This window comes from Ochrobactrum sp. A-1 (assembly GCF_022488005.1).
GTDB lineage: Bacteria > Pseudomonadota > Alphaproteobacteria > Rhizobiales > Rhizobiaceae > Brucella.
On record NZ_JAKVQC010000001.1, the window covers coordinates 1 to 22,619 of the forward strand.

A 22,619-nucleotide genomic window follows, 5' to 3' on the forward strand; every position below is an offset into this window, starting at 1 on the left:
CCGTTATGCCATGTTTTGTCACACGGGTTGTCTTCCTCACCATGCCGCCGCGATCAAGGATGACAGCGGCATGGCGTTCTTCCCATGCCATCCACTGTGCTATTCCCTTCGCATCGACCGCATCCTGCTCCGCTTTTGACAGGCGTCGAAAGGATGCGAGGTCTTCAGGCTTCATCGTATACACGGCAAGAAATTTCGGCACCGGTATTCCTCCCTGAACTTTAAACGCCTTCAGTCTAGCTTTGATGCGCGGGAAATAACACCGCGTCGATCCTGACGAAGCCATGCCGCACCGCGTGCCTTCGCATTGGGGCTCCGGCTTGATCGAGCGACGAACAACAAATTCCAGCAGTAATTCCCGGATCGGGCAAAGGCCTTGAGGACTTCAGACAGGGAAGCAGCTGCCCCATTCGCCGTCGGAAACTCCCGCCTCCCCTCGCCGGTCCGCCTTGGCGGTGCGATGATCTGTTGACAAGCTGACGCCGCCATTTCGCTCGACGCGCACCCTGCTATTCTTCCGGCGTGCCATCAGAGCGGCCTGTATGAGATTCCGATCCGCAAACGCAGCGCAGTTCTGGTTCGGCAGAGCCTTTCGGTGGCTCCGATTGGAATTTGTAACCGGGGCATATTTGTTGGCAGTTCTTTTGATTTTGAGTCGAAGTCAGAAATATCAAACACTGTGCATATCGCGAGTTTCGCATCGATATTTCATGCCTATGGGATTCCTGATTTTGGCAAATCATGATTCTCTGTTGAGATGCCGAAGAGAACGCTTCCCTCGCCCAAGCATGCTGATACGCTTTCACTGAATGCGTTGCGCAGTCTGGTCACAGGTCTGGTTGAGAAAGCAGAACATGCAGAGGCTCGGCTTGAGAGACTGGAAGCTGAGAATGCAGCACTCCGTAAGGAGAATGCCGAGCTTCGTCTGGAAAACACCCAGCTTAAAGTCGAGAATCAACTGCTTCGCGATGAAATTGCGCGGCTGAAAAACCTGCCACCACGACCACCGTTCAAACCGTCAGGCATGGACAAGGCCACAGACGCGAAGGCGCAGGATAAACAGCCAAGCAAAAAGAAACCACGTGGACCAAAACGGGATGTCGAACGCGTTGACCGTGATGTTGTTCTTCATGCCAATGCTCCGGCTGGATCACGCTTTAAAGGTTACAAAAGCTGTTACGTTCGGGATGTGGTTTTGCGCGCTGAGATTATTCATTACCGGCGCGAATGTTGGGTGACACCGGACGGTAAAACAATTCTTGCGCCGCTGCCTACAGGAATCGTCGGAGGTTACGGACCTAATCTGCGGCGGCTCTGTTTCATGCTGCACGCACAGGGCCAGGTGACGATGGAACGACTATCGACGCTGTTGAACGATATCGGCGTGGACATCTCGAAACGACAGGTTGTTCGTCTGCTGACAAAGAAGATGGATGGGTTTGTGGCTGAAGATGCGGCAGTTCTATATGCTGGTCTGGTGTCAGCCGCCTATGTGACGGTCGACGACACCGGTGCCCGACATGCCCGCGATAGCTTCTATACTACTCATATCGGCAACGCGCATTTTAGCGTCTTTCGAACCACAAAGACGAAATCACGGCTGAACTTTCTCGCTCTGCTACGCGGTAATTACCGGGATTATGTTCTCAACGATGCGGCTTTTGATTATTTGCTGGCCCGTAACACCGATCCTGCAATCATAGCGCTCTTGCGAACCCGCAAACCACAGCACTTTCCCAATCAGGTGCCGTTTCTTGAGCATCTGCTCAGCAACGGCGTTGATATCTTCGACAAAGATGTACTTCGAATTGTCAGCGAAGCTGGTCTATGGGGAGCTATCCGATATCACGGGCTTATGGGCAATACGGTGATTGTCTCTGACGATGCGGGGCAGTTCCGGGTGGGAGACCATGCCCTGTGCTGGGTGCATGCTGAACGCTTGTTGCACAAGCTGATGCCAGCAAAACCACAGCAGATGGAACATGTCGAAATGCTGCGCAAACTCATCTGGCTCTTTTACAAGCTTTTGAAAGACTTTGCCCGAAGTCCCAGCCGACGTGCAGCTCAGGCCCTTGAAGTCAGGTTCGATCGGATCTTTTCCATCCGCACCGGATATACTGATCTGGATAAGCTTCTGGCACGCTTACTGCGTCGTAAACAGGAATTGCTGAAAGTTCTCGAACGACCAGAAATCCCGTTGCACACCAATGCTTCCGAGAATGATCTGCGCAGCTGCGTCACTAAACGAAAAATCTCCGGCGGCACCATGAGCCGGGATGGACGTATCGCCCGCGATACCATGCTGGGTCTTATGAAGACCTGCAAGAAACTCGGGCTTTCCTTCTGGCACTACCTCGGCGACCGGCTTGGCGTGCCCACTCAACGGCCAACGACCCCGGAGCTTGCAGCTCTCATTATCGCAAAAGCCTGATCCTACTTACTTACGACGGCCAGGCTTTGAGAATGGGACCACCTGCCCTGCTCTTGTTGGTGCTTTACCATAATATGACCGCCCGTTAAGCTCAGTAACGACGGTGAAACATTCCACTGTTTGTCGTCATCCGTGTGCACCGTCACTGTCTTGCGATTGCGACGAATAACAAAGCCTCGAACCATCGTACCATCTGGCCCTTCAAACATCACGCCACTGCCGAGCTTGATCTCCTGCAGCACAGCGGCTGTCTTTTGTTGATGGAGAAACTGCAATCGCTCAACGATGCGACGGTTCAGTGCCGTCAACATGTCTTCATCCAAACTATCAATATCGAGCTCTATCATCCGCGCCTTCTTCAAAATGCAATTGTAAGCAATCTTCTGTCAAAGACCGGATTATGATAGATTGCGATACTGCGTGCAATTGCCCGGTAAAATGGCACTGCCACCATACCTGCCCCGCTTACCTGGAATTTCTATCGGCATTGGAAGGCTTTTCAAAAGCTAACCTATTTAATATATTATACAAATATCGATATACGAAACCGAATATAGCTCTTGCTTTCGTTACTGTGACGTTAACCATACGGGTTTCTAACATCTGATAAGTACAGCTTATCGGAGGTTATTTGTACGAGGCACTTGTACGCGCTGTAAAACAATGGTATCAATGGCGTACGACCAATTTCGGAGGTCCCGATGCCCCAGACAAGCTACAAGATCAGCGAAGCCCGCAAGAATTTCGCCGAAGTCCTCGATCGCGCCAACCAGGGCGAAGAGATCGTCATCATGCGTGGCAACGAAGTTTACGCCCGCATCGGTCCAGCAGCGGACGGTGGCAAGCGCCCTTTTGGCCTGTTGCGCCATCGTGGCCTGCCCGACAACCTGTTCGATACAGTTGATGCAGAGCAGGCGGCGATCGATGCCGGAGACTGGAATGATGATACCGGCGTCTGGCAAGGCAAATCCAACAATAGCGAAAACACGCAATGAAAATCCTGCTCGACAGCCACGCCGTCTACTGGTGGACAATCGGTAGTGATCGCCTGTCCACGAAGGCACGATCGCTGATCGAGGACAAGGCAAATGCTATCCTCGTCAGTGCGGTCACGTTCTATGAGCTGGACAACAAGATGCGCCTGAACAAGCTTGATCTCAAGCCCCAGGAACTGCGGGCAGCCGTCACGGAAAGCGGCCTGCAAACACTAGCCATCACCGATCTGCATGCCGAACTTGCAGCAAATTTTGATTGGGAACATCGCGATCCGTGGGACCGGATTCTTGCCGCTCAGGCGCGGCTTGAGCACTGCACTTTCATCTCGACGGATCTGGCGTTCGACGCGATTCTGCATGAGCGCGTCTGGTAAGGGCAGTGGTGGTGAAGGTATTCGTGGACATTGCCGAGGCAGCGGAGCGATTTGACGAACTGATTGACTTCGTTTTGCGCGATGACGAGGTTGTCATCTGTCGAGCTGACGATCCTATTGCCGCGATCGTGCCAATTTCGCAGAACGGCCAGGGCACATGGGATGAAGTCTGGGCGCTGGCGCTTAAGGGAAGGCCTGCAAACACGCACCAGACTTCGAACCACGATGAACTATATGACGAGAACGGACTGCCGAAATGAGCAGCTCGTCGTCAGGTTCGATTGAAAAACGCACCGAGACTTTAGATACGATAGGGCGTCACGACACGAAAGTGTTGGATCTGTCCGACTTTTGAGAACGTATGGTGATCACGCTGCGAGGATAGATGTTTCGCGCCGCAATGGCCTGAGATCAACGCCGTCTGTTGGGGTCCAGATGTAATCGCCGGTGAGACTGATGTGCTGCCAGCCGAGTGGGGTAATGTGTTTGATGATGTCAAGCGGCGTGGGAATGCCCTCGCGGTTGAGCTCGGCGAACGCCGGTTCGAGATAGAGTGTGTTCCAGTAGACGATGGCGTTGATTAGCAGGTTCAGTCCAGATGCTCGGTAGAACTGGCTCTCGAAAGTCCGGTCGCGCAATTCTCCGAGGCGATTGAAGAACAGTGCGCGGGCCAAGGTGTTCTGGGATTCGCTCTTGTTGAGGCCGGCCGTCGCGTTCCTGCGCATTTCGGGGTTCTGCCACCACTGGGGCAGAAAGATGGACCGATTGATGCGACCGAGATCGCGTAGCGCCAACGCCAGTCCGTTCTGGCGTGGGAATGCGGACAGCTTTGCCAACAGGGTCGAAGGCCGAACCTGCCCGGAACGGATCGTCGTGACCAGCCGCAGGATGTCGTTCCAGTTTGCCTTGATCCGCTCGACGTTGATGTGCTCGCCAACGAGCGGCGCCAGGTTTTCGGGAGGCGCGTCGCCCGGGAAGAGATAGAGCTTGCGATCCTTGAGACCGCGCAGCCGAGGCACAATCTGGAAACCAACGAGATGGCAAAGGGCGAAGCTCATATCGCTTACCCCCCGGTATCGACATAGTGGGTTTCGATGGCGAGATCGCTGCCATGATAGAGCAGTCCATCGAGGACATAGATGGCTTCGCTCGCATTGGCATTCATGGCGATGATGTAGAAAGCGCCGTACTGGTCAGAGGTGAACCGGTAGAATTTGGCGCCGGGGTTGGGACCATAGCGGCCGTTGAGGTCGCCGATCGCCTCGGCGTGTCCGCCCGCCGGAAAATACTGGCCATCGGAGGATGACGTTGTTCCATCGCCCCACAAGCTTGCCAGAGGCAATTGCCTCTGGGCGTTGACGAGAATGGCGTGCGCGGCCGTGTAACCTTCCTCGCGAATATGCCAGTCGTGCGCCCAGGCGAGTTGGCGCATCGTAATGCCGGGGGAAACGTCCGCCATTCTCGTGAGACCGAGATTGATGCCGTCCGCCAGGATGGCGGTGAGGAGCGCAAGCTTGTTGTCGGCCGTCCGACCGCTGCGCAAATGGGTAAAGGCGTTCGAAAATTCCGTTCGGGCGTCAACCTCGAGCAAAAGGTCAGTGATGCGGATCGCAGGCAGACGGCTTTCCACCTTTAGCTTCAGCGACTTGGCGATATCCGGAAACATAGCCTTGTGCGGCGTGACGCTAAACCCCGCCCCGGTCAGTTCTACATCGTCGAGCTCGCCGGCTGCGGCCAGACGCGAGAGGTCAGCCAGTCCATCGTTCAGCAGCTGGCGCTGTTGGCGAAGATAAGTCTCGACATCGGTATCAACGGCGATTGGAAGCGCTCCTTCCTCACGCATCAGCTCGAATGTCGGCGTGGGAATGAGAAAGCTTTCGAAAGACTGGAAGCGTTTGGCTCCTTCCACCCAGATATCGCCCGCATCGAGCCGGCGCTTCAATTCGCTGAAAAGGCAAAGCTCATAAGCCCTGCGATCAATCTTTCCATCTTTGAGTATGAGAGGCATCCAGCCCTTCGGCGCAAAGGAGATCGGTGCCTTGTCGGGTATGGTCCTTTTGCCCGTACGATATAGACCCGCGACCACGGATAGCGCCCGCAAGAGGTTCGCCGCCACTGCGTGACCGCGGAACACGAGAGTGGAGAGAAACTGTGGCGCCAGTTTCCTGATCGTCGGATAGCGCTGGAGCATTTCGATTTTACCGTCGATAACATCCGGCGCGATCAGCGTATCAACCGCCTGGACACTGGTTGCAAAAGCTGGCCATTGGATGACCAGATCAAGCGCTTTGGCCATGTCCTCACCCTTCTCTCTGGCCTTGATGATCGCATGGCAGACTTTTGAAACGTCCTTCAACGGCGTCTGCACTTCCCGAACGGATCGGGTGACGCGAGCAGCCGCCTGGTTATTGGCTCGCCGCGTCAGGATGCCCATGAGTTTCTTGAACATGTCGATCGCGCAATCGGTGAGATGGCGGGAAAGGTGGAGCACTGTTGCAGCCAGGACAGCATGTCGGCGTTCGGTGTTAAGGTCGCGCAGATGCTGCGCGCTCATTCGCGTCCCCTCTGCAGCAAATTCGTCAAAGACCTTGGCCGGAATTCGATCCATCAACGTCGTCGGCAGGTTCAGAGACCGGAGAAAACGAATGCGCTCGGCAATTCTGTCGAGGTTGACGGCGGCTGGCGACAATGCCGGCGTTCTCGCCCAGGCAAGAATGGTCACGCTTGTCCCCTCACGCGGATCGAGAAGCTTGTCCAGATCGAGCTTTTGGCCTTCTGAGATCCCGCCGGCCAAGGCCCGATGAGCAATACGAATGCCGCGCCTGATTGCCACATGAATGATGGCTTCGAGCGCTGGCCGCGCTGGCAAAAGAATTCTCCTGCTGCGTCGCAGTTCTTCCACGACCATATCCGCCAATACATCGGCCTGGCGCAGGGTTTGCGCGGCAGGTGTCAGCCAGCCTGTGAGTGCCCGCACGTCCGAAGGCACAAACGGACGCATCTGCATTCTGTAGAAAAGCAGGGCCAGATGCTCGCGCCGCGTCTGTGGGCGCTCGAAATAACGATCGATCTCATGGTGATCGACGCCGATCTGCCGCGCCAGAAATCGTAAGACGCCAGCCGGCAGGACCTCGCCATCCGCAAGCGGTCGGCCAGGGTATCGTAGCGTGGCCAGAACACAGGCGAGGCCCAGTCTGTTCGAGGCCTTGTTCTGTCGCATGATCAGGTCGAGATCCGATCGATCCAGCGTGTAATGTTTGGCGATCTCCCTTTCGTTATCCGGGATGATCGTCGCCTGTTGCCACCATGCCTCGCTCAGTAATGCTCTTCGCGCCATTCTCTGATCTTCCCGTTTCGCCGCGGAGAGTGCAGCGAAACGGAAAATGCGTGTCCGACAAACGAACGTTTCGCGGCATCCACAGTTCTTGTCCGCAAACCTTGTCATGAAACGGCAAATCGGACAATGTCCGAATTCAACGGAAAAACGGACAAACCACGTCTCATGACCTCTATCGGCTATGCAAGGGTCTCCACCGGCGAGCAGGACACCGCCCTGCAACTCGACGCTTTGCGCAAAGCAGGTTGTGAAAGGCTGTTCGAGGATAAGGCATCCGGCGTGAAGACTGACCGCCCCGGATTGGCTGAGGCGATCCGCTACGTTCGCGACGGCGACACGCTCACAGTCTGGAAGCTCGACCGCCTCGGCCGGTCGATGAAGCACCTCATCGAGATCATCACCGAACTGGAGGCCAAAGGCGTCGGCTTCCGATCCATCACCGAAAACATCGACACCACGACATCCGGCGGTCGCCTGGTCTTCCACCTGTTCGGCGCGCTGGCACAGTTCGAGCGCGATCTGATCCGGGAACGAACACGTGCCGGTCTGCAAGCCGCAGAGGAACGCGGCCGACGCGGTGGCCGACAAGTCGTCGTAACCCCGGACAAACTTGCCAAAGCCCGCCAGCATCTGGCGGCCGGTTTGAACGTCCGGGAAGCCGCGGCCCGCGTGAAAATAGGGAAAACCGCCCTCTACGAAGCTCTCAAGGCCGAAAAAGCAACGACAACCACGGTCAAACCAACCTGAGTTCCGGATACGTTCTTAAAAGTCGGACAGATTCGCCACTTTCGTGTCGTGACGCCTTGCTGTGAACAGCGATTTTTCCGAAACATTGCGTAACTTCCGCAAGGAAGGCGAATATCTGGTCGTGGATGGCACGGCAACTCAATACACCCTCCGCGACGGTGATCAGTGGATCTGCATCTTCAACCTTAGAAAGCTGGATTTTGGCGCACCCGATCCCGACATCATGGGTCCTGCGCCTGATCAAGTGGCAACCAAGCGGAGAAGGAGCGGCAACTGATGAAACAGTCTCCCGAACTGGAAGCACTGGCGTCTGCAGATGACGCCGGAGTCAGCAACAAGAATGCAAAGCGGAATCAGACGGCTGCGATGGCGGTATTTCTGCTTGCAGGTGTAGCTATGGCTTATTTTGTTCTCAAACAACCTTCGCAGAAGCCGCGCGATCTCGTGCGCGGTGACGAGGAGTTCAGCACCACGTCGTTCAGACCGCCGTCTTTCGTGCGCGACCAGGATCAGCCTCCTGCTGCGCCCGAACCCAACATCATCAATATCCCGCCGCCTCCACCGCCACCGGAGCCGGAGAAAGTCGACACCACGACATTTAATGTCCCTCCCCCGCCCCCGCCGACAGTCGCGGTGAAGGAACCCGATCAGGCACCCACGCCGGAGATCGTTGAAGAATTTCCAGACCGGTTCAAATCCAAACTTATTCAGATGGATCAAGCGCGATCAGGCGGAGCAAATGGGGGACTTGGTGGCGATAGTGGCGAAGGAACACCGACTGTTGCTGGCGAAGACAGAAACAGCAAGTTTCTGGCGACGGCCTCGGCAATGGCCGACCGTAATGCCAAGGCTACGAAAATCAAGCGCATCGATGCAGTTGTGCCGGAAGGAACGATGATACCCGGTATCCTCGAAACATCGATCGTAAGCGATCTGCCGGGCCAGGTTCGCGCAATCACCTCTGAAGACGTCTACAGTTTTGATGGTCGTCGCATTCTGATTCCGACCGGCACCCGCCTCATTGGTGAATATCAAAGCGACGTCATGACAGGCCAGACCCGCGTTTTCGTAGTCTGGACCCGCTTGCTTAGGGATGATGGTGTAAGCGTACGACTGAATTCCATGGGAACTGACAGCCTTGGCCGATCGGGTCTGACCGGTATCGTCGATAAAAAATGGCGTGAACGGTTCGGGGCTTCCATCATGTTGTCCATGGTCGGCGCCGGCGCAAGCTATCTGACAGGTTTCGGCAGCGGTGAAGCCTTCGGTCGTAACAACGATGATGCGAAACGGAGTGAAGAACTAGCCCGCGAGACGATCGCCGACACTTTCTCCCAAATGGCAAATACCGCACTGAGCGAGAACTTGCGCATCAAGCCGACAATCAGCGTCCATCAAGGCGAACGCATTTTCATATTTGTGCGTCAGGACCTCGATTTTTCGGCCATGTACGACGATCCCGTAACAGAAGCGATGAAGGAAATTCAACGTGAACGCAGGGGCAAATAGTGCGGCAGCAGCCACACAAAGCAGATATTACTTTTTAGATCGAGCACTTGAGCCACTGCGGCCATTTCTCAACGATCCAAAGGTCGTGGAAATAGCCGTCAACAAACCAGGTCACGTCTATATCGAGCGACTTGGTGCCGATCACATGGAGTTCCGCGAGGTTCATGCGCTTTCATCGGCGGAGATTCAGAATATCGGTGAGCGCGTTGCGGGTGCGACTGATCAGTTTATCAGTAAATCCGCGCCAATCCTGAGCGCAGCGCTTCCGACTGGCGAGCGCATTCAGGTGGTTCTTCCACCTGCTGCACCGGATGGCGGCTCGATATCGATCCGCAAGCAGGTCGTTAGCAATTTCAGCTTGGAAGAATACAGGGATAGCGGTTCGCTGGACAAGGTTTCCGTGGCTGTTGGTGGGCTTAGTGATATTGACCGACTGCTGATCGAGCATCTGAAGCAAAACAGAATTTTCGATTTTCTCAACACGGCCATTACGCAACGGGTTTCGATCCTGATTAGCGGCGGTACATCATCGGGAAAGACTACCTTTCTGAATGCCTGCCTGAAATCTGTCCATCCAAAGGAACGAATTATCACGCTGGAAGACACCCGCGAGCTGTTACCGCCCCAGGAGAACCGCGTTCATCTGGTAGCCTCGAAAGGCGGACAGGGCACGGCTGACGTTACAATTCAGCACTTGCTTGAATCGTCCCTTCGTATGCGTCCTGACCGGTTATTCGTTGGCGAGATCCGTGGTGCTGAAGCGTTTTCATTTCTTCGCGCCATCAACACCGGTCATCCAGGTTCTATGTCGACCGTTCATGCCGATACTCCGCAAGGAGCATACGAACAGCTCGCCATGATGATGCAACAAGCCGGGCTATCGGGCGGCTACTCGAAGCATGACCTCATGTCGTACATTCGAATGGTCATCCCCATTGTCATCCAGTTGCGCCGAGACGGCGGAAAACGAGGCGTATCGGAGATATTTTTTGCGCGAAACGAGGAGCCATGAGCAAGGGATACAAAGCGGTTTATCTAATATTCTGTGCTGGCATCGCATTCTTGGTCTGGACCTCGGCTTACGGAGTCGTACTCGGAGTCATTTATCAAGACAGCCGAATTTTGAATATTACCATCACCGAGAATCCTTTTGCTCCGCTTCAGCAAGTCTGGGCCTATGCGTCCAACTCAACTCTGCAGCGCATTGCCATCGGGGCCCTATTGCCTGCCATCGCAGCCGCGGTCTTTGCGGGCTATCTTGGTCTCAGAAGCTACGAAAACCCCTTGGGCGATGCAGCTTTTCAAGACGTCATGGGCCTTCGTCGCGGCAAGTGGTTCCGCAAGAAAGGGCATATATTCGGTCGGTTCGGCCGAAATGTGCTGCGAGCGGCCGACAGTCGCCATCATCTGATTATCGGCCCTACACGATCGGGAAAAGGAGCGGGTTATGTCATTCCAAACGCTCTCATGCATGAAGGGTCAATGATCGTATCCGACTTGAAGGGCGAAATTTTCAAAGCGACAGCAGGGTATCGCAAGAAGAACGGTAGCCAGGTTTTCCTCTTCGCCCCCGGCTCTGAAACGACAAATCGATATAACCCTCTCGATTTTGTGCGCCCCGAGCGCGGTAATCGCACCACGGATATACAAAATATCGCCAGCATTCTCGTGCCTGAGAATCTAGGCTCTGAAAATTCAGTCTGGCAGGGCTTGGCACAACAAGTCGTAGCCGGGATTATCAGCTATGTTCTGGAGAGCCCCTATTATCACGGACGGCGCAACCTCGGCGAAGTCGTTTCCTTCGTGAACAGTGGTGTTGATCTTCAGGCGCAGATCAAGTTCATCAAGGAAAAAGAGCCTAACCTTTCAAAATATACGGTCGAAAGCTTTAACGCATTTCTTGCTTTGTCAGAGCGGGCGGCAGCATCTGCGCTACTGGATATCCAGAACGCGTTTAGACCCTTCCGAAATGAACGTATTGTAGCCGCGACAGAAATAACCGACATGGATATTAGCGCCATGAAACGGCGGTCTATCTCGATTTATCTCGCACCAAATATTACCGATATAACGATCCTGCGCCCACTTCTCACTTTGTTCGTGCAGCAGGTCATGAACATTCTGACACTCGAACACGATCCCAATTCCCTTCCCGTTTATTTTTTGCTGGATGAATTTCGACAGCTTAAAAAGATGGATGAGATTATGACGAAGCTTCCCTATGTTGCTGGTTATAATATCAAGCTAGCTATCATTATTCAGGATCTCAAAAATCTAGACGAGATTTATGGGGAAACTTCGCGACACTCCCTTCTCGGCAACTGTGGTTATCAACTTGTGCTAGGTGCCAACGATCAGGCCACAGCGGAATATGCATCGCGTGCACTTGGAAAAAGAACTATCCGCTACAAGTCGGAATCCCGCACGATCGAGATTCTGGGTTTACCTCGGCGAACAAAAGTTGAGCAAATCCGCGAACGCGATCTAATGATGGCCCAAGAGGTGCGGCAAATGCCAGAAAACAAGATGATCTTGCTCGTTGAAGGACAACGACCGATCTATGGCGACAAGCTGCGATTTTTCAACACCATGCCCTTCAAGGCCGCTGAAGCTTATTCGCAATCGCATGTTCCTGATGTGCCGACGATTGAATATCTACCTCATAGGGCAGTTCCAGCACTGACGAGCGAATACGCGAGTGATGGGCAACAGGCCGTTGAGCAGACAATTAGCCCCCTGCCCGCCCGTCCTGAAAAGCATGAGGAACCTCTGCATAAATCGGGCCCAAACAATTCTCCGTCAATTCCTAACGCTGATGACAGGAAAAAAACAAATAGCAGGACGGTCAATCTGAACGTCAAATTAGCTTCAACAGGGAGTGACACGAAGTCGGCAGCTCCTCCCACTGACATCCATGATCGGATTGAAGAAGTCGAAGCGCAGCTTAAACCGAGCGCAGAACGATTATTGAAGGCTGTGAACGAAAAAGTCGAAGCCTCGGGCGCATCGCCTCGAAAGCGGAAAAGTTATCTAGACATATTCAATGCTACTGTGCCAGACCCGGAAGATATTGGGCTGATAACCAATGTCACATTGTGAAAATAACTGCGGCACTCGAAAGAGGTGTTGAGTGAGACTCAGCAATCGCGCCGAGCTCAGCAGCACAATTGGGTATAACTTGCCTCGACGCTTCTGACCGGCCAAATTGAAAAAGCTGCCACTCAATAGGTCGCCGAATTCCGGCAGCTTTGCGCCTTCATTGCAGCCGTTTACGCAAACCTTATCCTAGTTCGAAAGTAGACGTTGCCGACCTTCTCGGTGCTTGTCGGCTTGCGTTCTCAAGTCGATTTGTTGCACTTTGCGCTTGTGCTCGCCGAATTCGGGTTCTTGCTTAGGTGTGCCGACGAGGGAGGTCGGTGTGTACGTTTAACTGCACAAGATCTGCGTACCCGCCGCTCCGCACGCAATGAGAAACTGTTTCCAGCTCCTACATTCGTCGACTTCCCTACCGACGAAACTTAGGCTTCCAGCTGTCGATCAGATCCGCTTCTTCCTGTTCGTCAGAAGGCTCGTCTTCCCGGCCGATATGCGGCGAACTGAGAATGGTGAGCACCTTTCCATAATTACCCAGACCGATGGATTCGGCAGAAACAAAAGCCTTCTGCGTGCCACCAAACCAATCGCGGATATCGATCTCATCTTCGATCACCCCACCCGCACGAACGCGACCGACATCGGCCGCGAGACGTGAAGTGGGTGTTCCAACCGGCACAGGTGAATCCTTATGCACCCAGTCGAGCTTAGGCAGCGATTTCATCGCGTCAGATCGGAAGCAATAGTCAACTGTGGTCCCCGTACTCAGGATCACTGCCACGGCGGCATCACTCAACTCTGCGACGCGAATTGCAGTGGCTGTGAGGGACGTGTCACACAGCTCGGCCATCTCTCTGATAACAGAAAGGTCTGGAACGCGATCGGCAAGCGCCTTCTTAAATGGTTTCCGCGGCATCAACAGGCCGGCTGCGAAATGGTCGGCTTCCAGCTCGTAGGAATTCTCCGTGACGAATCCTGCTCGCGAGACATGCACGCCATCGACCGGCAAGACATGATCGATATGTCCGGGCAAAAAGTAGTGGCCCAGCTCGTGGCTGACGGAAAAGCGCTGAAAGCCTGGCGACGCGATACTGGTGGCATACATGATGCCAAAGGTGTTGCCGTAGCGGTGCAGCATGCCGGACACGCCTTCAACTTCTGGCGGCTTCCCCTGAACAATGATGTCGCGGCTCTCGGCAATGGCGAATGGGTCGACCGGCAACGTGTCGATTCCTTCGTCGGTCAGAAACTGTTCCGCACCCTGCTTTGCCAACAAAAGGCGGAATTTACCCACCGCTATTCCCCTTTTTAGCGTTGCGATCGGCAAGCACTTTCAGGAAATCGCGCGCGATCTCGCGATCGTTTGCACTTAGCTTACCGACATCCCGGAAAAGCGGATCGCCGGCTTCTGCAAGGCCGGGCTCCTCAACGCGGCCGAGCAGAAAATCAGTGGTCATATCGAGCGCGTTCGCCAGCCTGCGCAGCGTATCGAAGGACGGCTTGCGCGTGCCCGTCTCGAAATGCGCGATCGAACTGGGCGGCATGCCGGCTTCGGTGGCGAGGTCACTCTGGCTCCAGCCGCGGATTTCGCGCGCACGGCGCAATCGCTGTTGAAATATCACTGAGGGCGGCTGTGCATCGGCCATGTCGACTCCGGCATGTTGTACTTGACGATCTTTTATTGATCGCTTATATCTCGACATATATAACATGGCGAACTCGACATGGAAAGGAAAACTGACAAATGAGCCTGCTCCACGTCGATCACGCCGACCTGGTCCGCTTCGCTGCCGAGAAGGTGAATCTACCGAAAGAGCAGGCGGACGAGTATCGCGCCCAAGCGCGCCGACTACGCGAAAAGCTGGAAGGCTACTTACAAGAACACCCGGATTTCACGCTACGGAAAATGCTGCTTTCCGGCAGTCTTGCCAAAGGAACCGCCCTGCGGTCACTAAACGACATTGACGTGGCCTGCTATATCAGTGGCGCCAACGCGCCGCAGGATGTGCAGGCGCTGCTTCAATATCTCGCCGAACGCCTGCGTAAGGCGTTTCCGAATTTCAGTCCCGATCAGGTTCAGCCACAGACCTACAGTGTGACAGTTTCGTTTCGCGGCTCAGGCCTCGACGTCGATGTCGTACCGATCCTCTACGACGGCGACCTGCGATGGTATGGGAATCTCGTTAGTCAGGAAGATGGCAGCTTCCTGAAAACGAGCATCCCACTGCATCTGGAATTTGCACGCAAACGGAAGGCAGCCCAACAAACACATTTTGCCCAGGTGGTGCGGCTCGTCAAATTCTGGACTCGCGTTATGAAGCGCGAGCGCGACGGCTTCCGCTTCAAGTCCTTTATGGTCGAGTTAATCCTCGCCCACCTGCAGGATAAAGGTGCGGATTTCTCAAACTACCCAGAGGCACTGCAGCAATTTTTCACCTACATTGCGACCAGCAACTTCCGCGAACAGATCCTATTTTCTGACTACTATCCTGCATATACCGTCGGCACATTTTCTGAGCCGATGAAAATCATCGACCCCGTTAACGCGCAGAACAATGTCAGCCGCCTCTACACGGTGAAGAATATCGAGATGATCGTCGAGGCCGCACTGGACGCGGGCGACGCCATTGATGCGGCGCTGGCAGCGCCGACCAAGGGCGAGACGGTCTACTACTGGCAAAAAGTCTTCGGCACAGCTTTTCAGGTATGATCTAATGACTCAGAGCTTTACCTACACCGACACCACCATCTTTACCGTTACCCACGCGCAGCATATCGCTGCCAAGGTCGCGACCGATTTGAAGCGCGTGCAGCGCTTCTACAATCACCCGACCGACGAACGGATCGGCAATTATGAGCGCGAATTGATCGCGATGCTGAAAGGCAAATACGTCGAAACTGTCACCTACGGTTTCCGGCGTAACGAGCAGTGGATCGAACCGACCCTGCGCTACACTGCGCAGGAATTGTCCGGCACAGGCCATAGCGATGATGATCCCGGAAAGATCAAGCCTGGCGCGAGTGTAGTCGGGGCGAGCTTCTATTCGTATATGACCTATACTCCCGCCTATTACGCGCTGACCCAAGCTGAGCGTGATACGCTCGGCAAGACGCTGCCCTTCACGCGCGGTGACGCGCCGGAGCCCGGCGTATCGGGCTATTTCAGTAGCGACCAAATGTACTCAGCCGGTGGCCGCGCGCTGAACCGGTCTACTGTGAGGTCCTGACATGAACGCGATGAAACCGACCGAAAGCGTTTTCGAGCGCCGCATCAGCTACCCGGATTTTGCCGCACGCGATCGACTGGCTCGGTTGGTCGGTCTCGACGATCAGATCTCTCGGATAACGAAGGTACTGGGTTTGCTGGTCAACCCTACCAGCCTTGAGACATGGGCGAAAAAGAATCATCCGCAGATGAAGACGCTGCTGACCTCCGTCTTGCGGAGGCCGCCGCTCGTCGTGCTTGCCGGTGACGTCGGCTCGGGGAAGACCGAACTCGCCGAGACGGTTGGTGATGCTGTCGCGAGACAGGAGGATATCGAGATATCGCTGTTGCCACTCAGCTTGTCGGCGCGAGGGCAGGGGCGCGTGGGTGAAATGACGCAGCTGGTGACGACCGCCTTCGACTACACGATTTCTGAGGCAACTAAGCTGAAGGGCGCAAATGGGCGGGCGCGTGGAGGTGTCATCTTGCTGGTCGACGAAGCCGATGCGCTCGCGCAGTCGCGCGAGAACGCCCAGATGCACCATGAAGATCGCGCCGGCGTAAATGCGTTCATTCGTGGTATCGATCGGATCGCAAACGCTGCGCTCCCCGCCGCCGTCATCATGTGCACTAATCGCCTCAGTGCGCTCGATCCGGCGATTAAGCGCCGCGCCGCGGATATCCTGTCTTTCGCGCGCCCAAACCCTGAGCAGCGTCAGGCGCTGCTCAGTCATGCCCTGTCGGAGATAGGCTTCTCCGCTTCGGATATCGGCAAATTGGTGCAGGCGACCGGACCAAGGAAGGACAGCCCCCACGGCTTTACCTTCTCGGACATCATGCAGCGTCTGTTGCCGACGATTGTTCTCGACGCCTATCCGCGACACGCAATCGCACCAGCCCGCGCCATCGAGATCGCAATGCACATGGTCGAGACACCACCTTTTCAAGATGGAGCAACGTCATGACAGAATGGTCATTGCCCCGTCTTCTCGAAGGTCTACATACCGACATGCAGGAACGCTTAAACAAAGCGCGAAATCTGATGGGGCACCCCGTTGCTAAGGGTGACGCTAGTGAGACAGCCTGGCTGACGATGCTCCAAAACTATCTACCGAAGCGGTATCAAGCCGAGACGGCTTTCGTCGTCGATAGCACAGATCACTTCAGCCAGCAGATCGACATTGTTATTTTTGACCGCCAGTACTCGCCTTTCATCTTCCTATTTGAGGGAAGCAAGATCGTTCCAGCAGAGGCGGTTTATGCTGTCTTCGAAGCGAAGCAATCGATCAATGCGGATCAGGTCGAATATGCTCAAACAAAGGTCGAATCGGTCCGCAAGTTGCATCGTACCAGCCTGCCGATCCCGCACGCAGGCGGAGTGTATCCGCCAAAGCCACCGGTGCCCATCATCGGCGGGCTGCTGACCTTCGAGTCCGATTGGAAACCTCCGCTCGGCGAACCTCTTCAGGCAGCCTTGTATAAAGGCGCGGGAAACCGGCGGCTCAATATGGGTTGCGTCGCTGCACACGGCAATTTCGTCTATCAGCCAACACCCGGCGAATACGAAATTCAGCCGGAGAACCGGCCGGCGACGGCATTCCTGTTCGAATTGATCGCGCAGCTGCAGTTTAGCGGTACCGTACCCATGATTGACATTCGGGCATATGCTGAGTGGCTCGCCAAGTAGTCGCCGAAGTTTAGCATCATCCCAACCATTTCATCGATCAAGCGATTTGGTCGGACGGAGAACGTCACCTTACCGCCTGACGATCGCCAGAATCAGACAGGCCGTTCTCGGCCCCGACTCCGTCGTGCATCTCATCCAGAATGAACGGCGAGTTGCGGGTGGGAACGGAGCCCTTCGTAACGACCTCTAGAGGGCCGAAAGCACTCATTCGAAACGTGGTGAAATTGCAGAATTAGAGAATGTCGCTCGACTTTGGCCGGTCCATGCGTTTTCCGTGACCGTCTAGAACCTACGTCGATATGCGACAGCGATCTGACCTTTGAACTTCTCGCTTGTAATTGTGTACCACTATAACTTACCAAGTCACACGCGAGGAAGGATGACATGGCATCATACTCATTCTTATGGTTAAGAGTATGCGGCATTCTAACTTGTCAATTGACAATTTAATATGGCGGAGTATATATTTTGCCTAGAAAGAGGCACACGTCGAAGGAAATAGAAGGCGTCCTCCAGGAGCTCGAAAAGCTCGGGTGGAACCTGATCGAGGGAAAAGGGCATTGTTGGGGTATCCTGCGTTGCCCTGCCAATGATCAGGATTGTCGCTGTGGCGAGTTTTGCCAGATGTCGGTCTGGTCGACACCCAAAAACCCTCAGCAACATGCTAAGAAGCTCCGCCAGAAAGCCCTTGCTTGCGTGCAACTAAAGAAAAATGACGAAGGAAATGTCGATGGCTGAGGAATTCGAATTCGAATTAGTTTTCGCGCTCCCTGACGGGGAACACGATCCATTTGTGTTGTCCGATGCCATCTTCGAAGCTGGCTTCGAAGACGCCCTGGTGGGCACTGGTACACCCGGCTTGCTCGGTGTCGAGTTAGAAGCGGAAGGCGATGACGCTGAGAACGTAATTCTTAATGCAGCACGGGCGCTGATCAAAGCGCTTCCCGAAGGCACGACCCTTCACGAGGTTCGACCTGACCTGGTAAGCCTGGCTGACGTCGCTGAGAAGCTTGAAGTGCAGCGGCAGGCGCTCCAGCAACGAAAAATGCCTCTTCCTGTCGCAGGCGGACTCTACCGGATCGATGAGATCGTTAAGGTTGTGACAGAAGCATCTAAGCCTCAGGAGGGCCGTCGGCGCCCGCGTTTCAATATAGCCGCCGCATCAAAGTGGTTTCGCGCTGGCGACGCGGCGCGGCGGGTGAATGCCCTCCTGACTATGAAAGAGATCGACCCTTTAACGATCGAGTTGAGGCCACGTCAGGAACGCTAGGGGAGCTCCACAGTCCACCGCCTACAGCGGCCAGCTATAGGGTCGTCATTTATGCATTAGATATATTAAAGACATTGAGTTTTACACTCGGGCATCGGATTCGACTTAGCCCGTTTATTCCCGCCCCATAATGTAGTTTGCTCCTGTAACTGACCCCATACCCGTTTAAATCTCAATCCCACTTCAAACTTTCCGAGCAGCAAAAGCGCCCGACAGATATTTAATATATATTGCCTTCAAAACGGCAAAAAGCTCGCAATGTAAGCGATCACATCCGTTGCCCATGCGACGGCCGCGTTGAACCAGTCCCGAATGATAGTCGCGATGTACACGATCGCAACCAGTCCCAGGACGAGCCAGAACAGAACCGCAAAGAATTTTGCAAAAGCATCGTCGGCCTTCGGATCGGGAGGTGAATTATAGATGTAATCGTGTCGCATCGTCATCTAACGCTCGTGTTCGTCGCGTTCCTTCTTTTGTTCTTGCTCTAGTTCCTGCAATCGTGGAACCTGTTGTTGAGGAGGATCTGTACGGGCAGTCTCTCCGTCCCGAACGACGGCCTTTGTTTCCATATTCGCCCGATTATCGAGTTGTTTGGAACCTTCAACTTTCTCGTCGGTCCGATCCCGTTCTTCAAGCAAGTTCGCTTCCCATGCCCGGCGATCAACCATTTGATCGACGCGATGCTTCTGTCCGTCGATCTCCTGTATGACGGTTTTCATGACGCGTTCCGTACCAGTGGACCGCAAATGAATTTCATCGCCGATATCAGCGCCGGCGCGATGCAACGCATCGGGTAATCCGACACCCCAGACCGTGCGATTGCCATTGGCGGTTTCAATAACGACGAACGGCGAAGGCTCGTTCTTTTCATTATCCTGATAGGGTTTCTCGCCTGTCTCGACGAGGATACCCTGAACACCCTCCTTATAGTCGACGGTTTTGATGTGCGGCGTTCCGGAATTATCTGCATTCTGTTGCTCTTTATCGACCTTGCTCGACTGATCCGAACCTGCAGATTGCTCCTGATCCCGGTGAACCGCATCAAGTGCCCTTCCCTCGATCGGAACAATTTCATTACGCAAATAGGACTGCTCCCGGCGAGCCAAATCTTGCCAATCCAGTTCAGTCGGCTGATAGCCCTTGACCGAAATTCCGTGCGCCTGGCCCTCCAGCCAAGTTTCACGGCGGAACTCCTTGCTCCCCGTTATCTCGATGCTCGTCCAGCCTCGATGCGCTGCTGTTTCGATCATCAATCGAACGCCCTGAGCATCGAACGATTTTGCGCGCAGCTTCTCTCCATTGTCCTGGAACACTTCGCGCTCACCCTTTGAATCGGCAAAGACTCGCTGCGTCCCCCCGTGATCCTCACGAATATAATATCGGCTCGTGATTTCACTCGGGAATGAACGATCCATTTCGGCCTGATAAGATGCTGCCGCCGCTTTCTCCTCGTCATCCATGCTCGAACGAGGTTCGTTGGCAAAATCTGCAGATGGCCGACCCGGCTCTGCTTCCGCGACAACATGCGCTGGCTTTGCAATTTCGGAATCGGGTTCCCGAGCAATCTGCATCGACGAGCTATCCTGCTCGCTTTCACGCGATGGGGTTTCGACGCTCAATCCACGCTGTTCCGTCAATTCCATATGCTCGCGCATTAGATTGACATGCTCGCGCGTATACTGCGCTACCTGATCCAGATCGGCTTTCTCCTCCGGTCCGAGATTGCGGCCAAGCCGGAACAAAGCTGTTTCAACTTCTTTCTCATATGCCTCAAAATCGCTTCTCGACATTTCGCGCACTTTGTCACCCTCCAATATGATGTTTTGCAACTTTACCAAATTGATGCGGTAATGTGACCCGAAATCTGCATGAACGATGTTAGAAGTTTTAGCTTCAGATTGAAGCGAACTGGTTGATATAACTATATCTCTTTGTTGCATGGCATACGCCGCAATCTGACGATCGCCGCTCGCCATTGCTACTTTCTCCCATCCCTGTGTTACCTTTATGGTATATTCACGGCTTCGGATGCTTCGAGCCATGCTACGCCGACCTGAGCGCTTTGCGTCATAGCGCGACTGAGCCGCCTCGCTTGTCCCTTCATGTTGCGTTCTTCCATCCCGACTAACCGGCCGAACCTGATTGCGCGTGTAGGCTGGAGCATTTGCGAACTCGCGCCTGTCGGTCATTTCCATTGCGATACCGTGTTCGCGCGCCTTTTCGGCCATAAGCTCGCGCCACTGACGAAAAACCTGTGGCGAGGTTTCCACCCGATCACCGGCATCCGAACGCATAGCGATAATGGCATGAGCATGTATATGCGGTCGCTTTCCGCCCTGCCCCATCTCCTTCGGGTCGCTGAACGGATCATGCATCGCAAATATGTAGCGATGCCCTTCGAACTGCGCGGCCAGAAAATCCCGAACAGCGCATTCGAAAGCCTGAACATTGGTGCCAGCTTTGGCAGACATGATGAGATGCATCACATCCCTGCCCTTACGGCTATGCAATTCCCGACGCCACTGCTTTTGCACCAGGTCGCCGGCGGAACGCGCATCTGAGACAACGCGCCCCTTATGATCACGAACGTCGCCCTTATGATCCTCGACCAGACTTCTCAGCTTGGCGGCGCCATATTCAACGCCATTTCCATACCCGGTAAAACGGAACCGCGCCCTCTCGAGCTCGGACGCTGCGCTTTCGTTGTAACGCCTCTGAATAATGTCCGCCGCCTTCGTGTCGCCGGTCAACCGCTCCCCTTCCATGCTGCGCAACACCAACACCCCGTCAACGTCTAAAACGCCATGCGATGGCTGCGAAACAGCATAAGCAAAGCTGCGATGACCGAATGCGCTTGCCAGACTATCCCGCACGAGTTGGTGCAAAGCTTCTTCTGTTGCGAAACCGACAGCTTCGATCGTCACCCGGAACGTTCCAATATCCCTGCTCTCGGCACGATTTTGAAACAATGGTTCCCAATCTCCACGCAACTGGGCAAGTTCCTCGCGACCCTGAAGGCGCTCACCGTTTTCCTTTTCGACGCGTATTTCCCCGCTTCGCGAAACGTAATTGACCATCGCACCGAACCGCGCACCGCCACCGTACGACGCCATTTTCACCACCGCCGGTTGACTACCCGCTGCGACTGCGGCCAAACGTGTTTCCATCGGTCTGGGGGCGGCAATCGGCTTGTTTGCCGCACTATGAACGCTCGCCAGCGCTCTTGATGTTCGCGCCCGCGTTTTGGGCACTGAGACACCGCTTGCTGCTGCGCCACCGCCTGCGATCTGTAATTCGCGCAACCTCCGGCGCATTTCTTCCTCGGCGCTTCCTGCAGCACTCGAACCAAGTGAAAGCTCATGCAGCAACGCCGCTCGGCGATGCTCCCACTCACTCTCAAAAGCCCCGAGAAAAAATTCCATGGTCGCTAGTCCTTGCTGCGGTTCCTATACCCTGACCGCTTGGTAACGCGTCTCAGTTCACTGAGAACCGCAACCTGCATCTTTTGTACGTCACCCACCACCATGCAGATTTCGCCATCTGAAACCGATTTGCCGCTATTCAGCGCTCGAGCGACCTGATTGAGATTGATGCCAATCATGCGCATATCCTCAAGCAGGAGAGACAAAAGCGCCCTGTCTTCGTCGTTGAAGATCGGTTTTATCCCGGCGCCTTGCAGCAAAACGGCCTTGAAAAATGCGCTCATCGTCATGTCGGCCGCCTTTGCGGCTGCGTCGATCGCGTCATATTCGTCCGCCGAAACACGGCTATGAATGGTTTGCGGCTTGGGTTTTGCGACCCTTATATCCTCTGAAATTGCTTCATTCATAGGCGTTGTTAGCTCCAATTCAGCGCAGCAATCGACAATCACGGACGTGTTTCGCGATTGGTCAGAAAAAAATGTAGCACATTTTTCCGTATCCTGCCTAACCAATTACGAGCAGAACCATTTAATATTCGTCTAATAT

The 22,619-nt window shown here is 54.6% G+C and carries 18 protein-coding genes and 4 pseudogenes; 14 read left to right on the forward strand and 8 right to left on the reverse strand.

The genetic code is table 11. The features are described from left to right. Positions 1–202: pseudogene (locus tag MKS82_RS00005) on the reverse strand (hypothetical protein); the annotation flags it as partial. A 555-nt stretch (positions 203–757) separates the two neighbouring features. Here MKS82_RS00005 and MKS82_RS00010 point away from each other — a divergent pair. Then, complete coding sequence (locus MKS82_RS00010) at positions 758–2,431, forward strand: IS66 family transposase (protein WP_240578209.1); 1,674 nt, start codon at positions 758–760, stop codon at positions 2,429–2,431. Positions 2,432–2,437: 6 nt separating this feature from the next. On the opposite strand, the pseudogene MKS82_RS00015 reads toward MKS82_RS00010, so the two are convergent. Continuing rightward, a pseudogene (locus tag MKS82_RS00015) lies at positions 2,438–2,778 on the reverse strand (hypothetical protein). 354 nt (positions 2,779–3,132) lie between these two features. Between MKS82_RS00015 and MKS82_RS00020 the strand changes: the two are divergent. From MKS82_RS00020 to MKS82_RS00030, 3 genes are read left to right on the forward strand one after another with little or no spacing between them, the layout of a single operon-like run. Then, positions 3,133–3,426: a type II toxin-antitoxin system Phd/YefM family antitoxin gene (locus tag MKS82_RS00020; RefSeq protein ID WP_024897005.1), complete on the forward strand. Its 294-nt coding sequence runs from the start codon at positions 3,133–3,135 to the stop codon at positions 3,424–3,426. Further along, positions 3,423–3,800: a type II toxin-antitoxin system VapC family toxin gene (locus MKS82_RS00025; protein WP_006469785.1), complete on the forward strand. Its 378-nt coding sequence runs from the start codon at positions 3,423–3,425 to the stop codon at positions 3,798–3,800. The genes MKS82_RS00020 and MKS82_RS00025 overlap by 4 nt, the downstream gene beginning before the upstream one ends. An 11-nt stretch (positions 3,801–3,811) precedes the next feature. Continuing rightward, complete coding sequence (locus MKS82_RS00030; RefSeq protein ID WP_235894976.1) at positions 3,812–4,060, forward strand: type II toxin-antitoxin system Phd/YefM family antitoxin; 249 nt, start codon at positions 3,812–3,814, stop codon at positions 4,058–4,060. A 108-nt stretch (positions 4,061–4,168) separates the two neighbouring features. Here the strand turns inward: MKS82_RS00030 and MKS82_RS00040 are convergent. Further along, positions 4,169–7,137 (reverse strand): annotated as a pseudogene (locus tag MKS82_RS00040) (Tn3 family transposase). 165 nt (positions 7,138–7,302) lie between these two features. Here MKS82_RS00040 and MKS82_RS00045 point away from each other — a divergent pair. The 5 genes and pseudogenes from MKS82_RS00045 (at position 7,303) to MKS82_RS00065 (ending at position 12,492) form a co-directional block, all read left to right on the forward strand. Further along, positions 7,303–7,884: a recombinase family protein gene (locus MKS82_RS00045; protein ID WP_109614887.1), complete on the forward strand. Its 582-nt coding sequence runs from the start codon at positions 7,303–7,305 to the stop codon at positions 7,882–7,884. 58 nt (positions 7,885–7,942) lie between these two features. Continuing rightward, positions 7,943–8,161: pseudogene (locus MKS82_RS00050) on the forward strand (conjugal transfer protein TrbG); the annotation flags it as partial. Beyond that, a complete protein-coding gene (virB10, locus tag MKS82_RS00055; RefSeq protein ID WP_240578212.1) occupies positions 8,161–9,393 on the forward strand; it encodes a type IV secretion system protein VirB10 in 1,233 nt (410 codons plus the stop codon). The pseudogene MKS82_RS00050 and the gene virB10, both read left to right, overlap by 1 nt. Beyond that, complete coding sequence (gene virB11, locus MKS82_RS00060) at positions 9,374–10,405, forward strand: P-type DNA transfer ATPase VirB11 (RefSeq protein WP_240578213.1); 1,032 nt, start codon at positions 9,374–9,376, stop codon at positions 10,403–10,405. The genes virB10 and virB11 overlap by 20 nt, the downstream gene beginning before the upstream one ends. Further along, positions 10,402–12,492: a type IV secretory system conjugative DNA transfer family protein gene (locus MKS82_RS00065; protein WP_240578214.1), complete on the forward strand. Its 2,091-nt coding sequence runs from the start codon at positions 10,402–10,404 to the stop codon at positions 12,490–12,492. Before virB11 ends, MKS82_RS00065 begins: the two co-directional genes overlap by 4 nt. Before the next feature lie 406 nt (positions 12,493–12,898). Here MKS82_RS00065 and MKS82_RS00070 read toward each other — a convergent pair whose 3' ends face one another. Together MKS82_RS00070 and MKS82_RS00075 are read right to left on the reverse strand one after the other, a co-directional pair. Next, positions 12,899–13,780 (reverse strand): ImmA/IrrE family metallo-endopeptidase, encoded by an 882-nt coding sequence (locus MKS82_RS00070; protein WP_240578215.1) that lies wholly within the window; start codon positions 13,778–13,780, stop codon positions 12,899–12,901. Beyond that, positions 13,773–14,132, reverse strand: a complete 360-nt coding sequence (locus MKS82_RS00075) for a helix-turn-helix domain-containing protein (RefSeq protein WP_240578216.1) — start codon at positions 14,130–14,132, stop codon at positions 13,773–13,775. Before MKS82_RS00075 ends, MKS82_RS00070 begins: the two co-directional genes overlap by 8 nt. Before the next feature lie 98 nt (positions 14,133–14,230). On the opposite strand from MKS82_RS00075, the gene MKS82_RS00080 reads away from it, so the two are divergent. From MKS82_RS00080 to MKS82_RS00100, 5 genes are all read left to right on the forward strand, one after another. Further along, positions 14,231–15,196, forward strand: coding sequence for a CBASS oligonucleotide cyclase (locus MKS82_RS00080; protein WP_140905780.1), 966 nt, complete (start codon positions 14,231–14,233; stop codon positions 15,194–15,196). A gap of 4 nt (positions 15,197–15,200) precedes the next feature. Beyond that, positions 15,201–15,713, forward strand: coding sequence for an HORMA-1 domain-containing protein (locus tag MKS82_RS00085; RefSeq protein WP_140905779.1), 513 nt, complete (start codon positions 15,201–15,203; stop codon positions 15,711–15,713). A gap of 1 nt (position 15,714) precedes the next feature. Beyond that, positions 15,715–16,656, forward strand: coding sequence for an AAA family ATPase (locus MKS82_RS00090; RefSeq protein WP_140905778.1), 942 nt, complete (start codon positions 15,715–15,717; stop codon positions 16,654–16,656). Further along, positions 16,653–17,378, forward strand: a complete 726-nt coding sequence (locus MKS82_RS00095) for a DUF6602 domain-containing protein (RefSeq protein WP_140905777.1) — start codon at positions 16,653–16,655, stop codon at positions 17,376–17,378. The genes MKS82_RS00090 and MKS82_RS00095 overlap by 4 nt, the downstream gene beginning before the upstream one ends. A gap of 730 nt (positions 17,379–18,108) precedes the next feature. After that, entirely contained in the window at positions 18,109–18,648 is a 540-nt protein-coding gene (locus tag MKS82_RS00100) for a hypothetical protein (protein WP_240578217.1), read from the forward strand. Positions 18,649–18,884: 236 nt separating this feature from the next. Here MKS82_RS00100 and MKS82_RS00105 read toward each other — a convergent pair whose 3' ends face one another. The 3 genes from MKS82_RS00105 to MKS82_RS00115 are packed head-to-tail and all read right to left on the reverse strand — an operon-like array spanning position 18,885 to position 22,480. After that, the gene (locus MKS82_RS00105) at positions 18,885–19,094 is read right to left on the reverse strand and encodes a hypothetical protein (RefSeq protein ID WP_240578218.1); all 210 of its coding nucleotides are present in this window, start codon (positions 19,092–19,094) and stop codon (positions 18,885–18,887) included. Beyond that, entirely contained in the window at positions 19,095–22,073 is a 2,979-nt protein-coding gene (locus MKS82_RS00110) for an LPD7 domain-containing protein (RefSeq protein WP_240578219.1), read from the reverse strand. It lies immediately after the preceding gene. Between the two features lie 5 nt (positions 22,074–22,078). Continuing rightward, on the reverse strand, positions 22,079–22,480 hold the full coding sequence (locus MKS82_RS00115) for a plasmid mobilization protein (protein WP_181394333.1): 402 nt from the start codon (positions 22,478–22,480) through the stop codon (positions 22,079–22,081). Positions 22,481–22,619: the final 139 nt, after the last annotated feature.

Coding starts and splice junctions, on each gene's coding strand:
- MKS82_RS00010 (WP_240578209.1), top strand. CDS start 758: ATGCCGAAGAGAACGCTTCCCTCGCCCAAGCATGCTGATACGCTTTCA.
- MKS82_RS00020 (WP_024897005.1), top strand. CDS start 3,133: ATGCCCCAGACAAGCTACAAGATCAGCGAAGCCCGCAAGAATTTCGCC.
- MKS82_RS00025 (WP_006469785.1), top strand. CDS start 3,423: ATGAAAATCCTGCTCGACAGCCACGCCGTCTACTGGTGGACAATCGGT.
- MKS82_RS00045 (WP_109614887.1), top strand. CDS start 7,303: ATGACCTCTATCGGCTATGCAAGGGTCTCCACCGGCGAGCAGGACACC.
- virB10 (WP_240578212.1), top strand. CDS start 8,161: ATGAAACAGTCTCCCGAACTGGAAGCACTGGCGTCTGCAGATGACGCC.
- MKS82_RS00065 (WP_240578214.1), top strand. CDS start 10,402: ATGAGCAAGGGATACAAAGCGGTTTATCTAATATTCTGTGCTGGCATC.
- MKS82_RS00075 (WP_240578216.1), bottom strand. CDS start 14,132: ATGGCCGATGCACAGCCGCCCTCAGTGATATTTCAACAGCGATTGCGC.
- MKS82_RS00080 (WP_140905780.1), top strand. CDS start 14,231: ATGAGCCTGCTCCACGTCGATCACGCCGACCTGGTCCGCTTCGCTGCC.
- MKS82_RS00085 (WP_140905779.1), top strand. CDS start 15,201: ATGACTCAGAGCTTTACCTACACCGACACCACCATCTTTACCGTTACC.
- MKS82_RS00090 (WP_140905778.1), top strand. CDS start 15,715: ATGAACGCGATGAAACCGACCGAAAGCGTTTTCGAGCGCCGCATCAGC.
- MKS82_RS00095 (WP_140905777.1), top strand. CDS start 16,653: ATGACAGAATGGTCATTGCCCCGTCTTCTCGAAGGTCTACATACCGAC.
- MKS82_RS00100 (WP_240578217.1), top strand. CDS start 18,109: ATGGCTGAGGAATTCGAATTCGAATTAGTTTTCGCGCTCCCTGACGGG.
- MKS82_RS00105 (WP_240578218.1), bottom strand. CDS start 19,094: ATGACGATGCGACACGATTACATCTATAATTCACCTCCCGATCCGAAG.
- MKS82_RS00110 (WP_240578219.1), bottom strand. CDS start 22,073: ATGGAATTTTTTCTCGGGGCTTTTGAGAGTGAGTGGGAGCATCGCCGA.
- MKS82_RS00115 (WP_181394333.1), bottom strand. CDS start 22,480: ATGAATGAAGCAATTTCAGAGGATATAAGGGTCGCAAAACCCAAGCCG.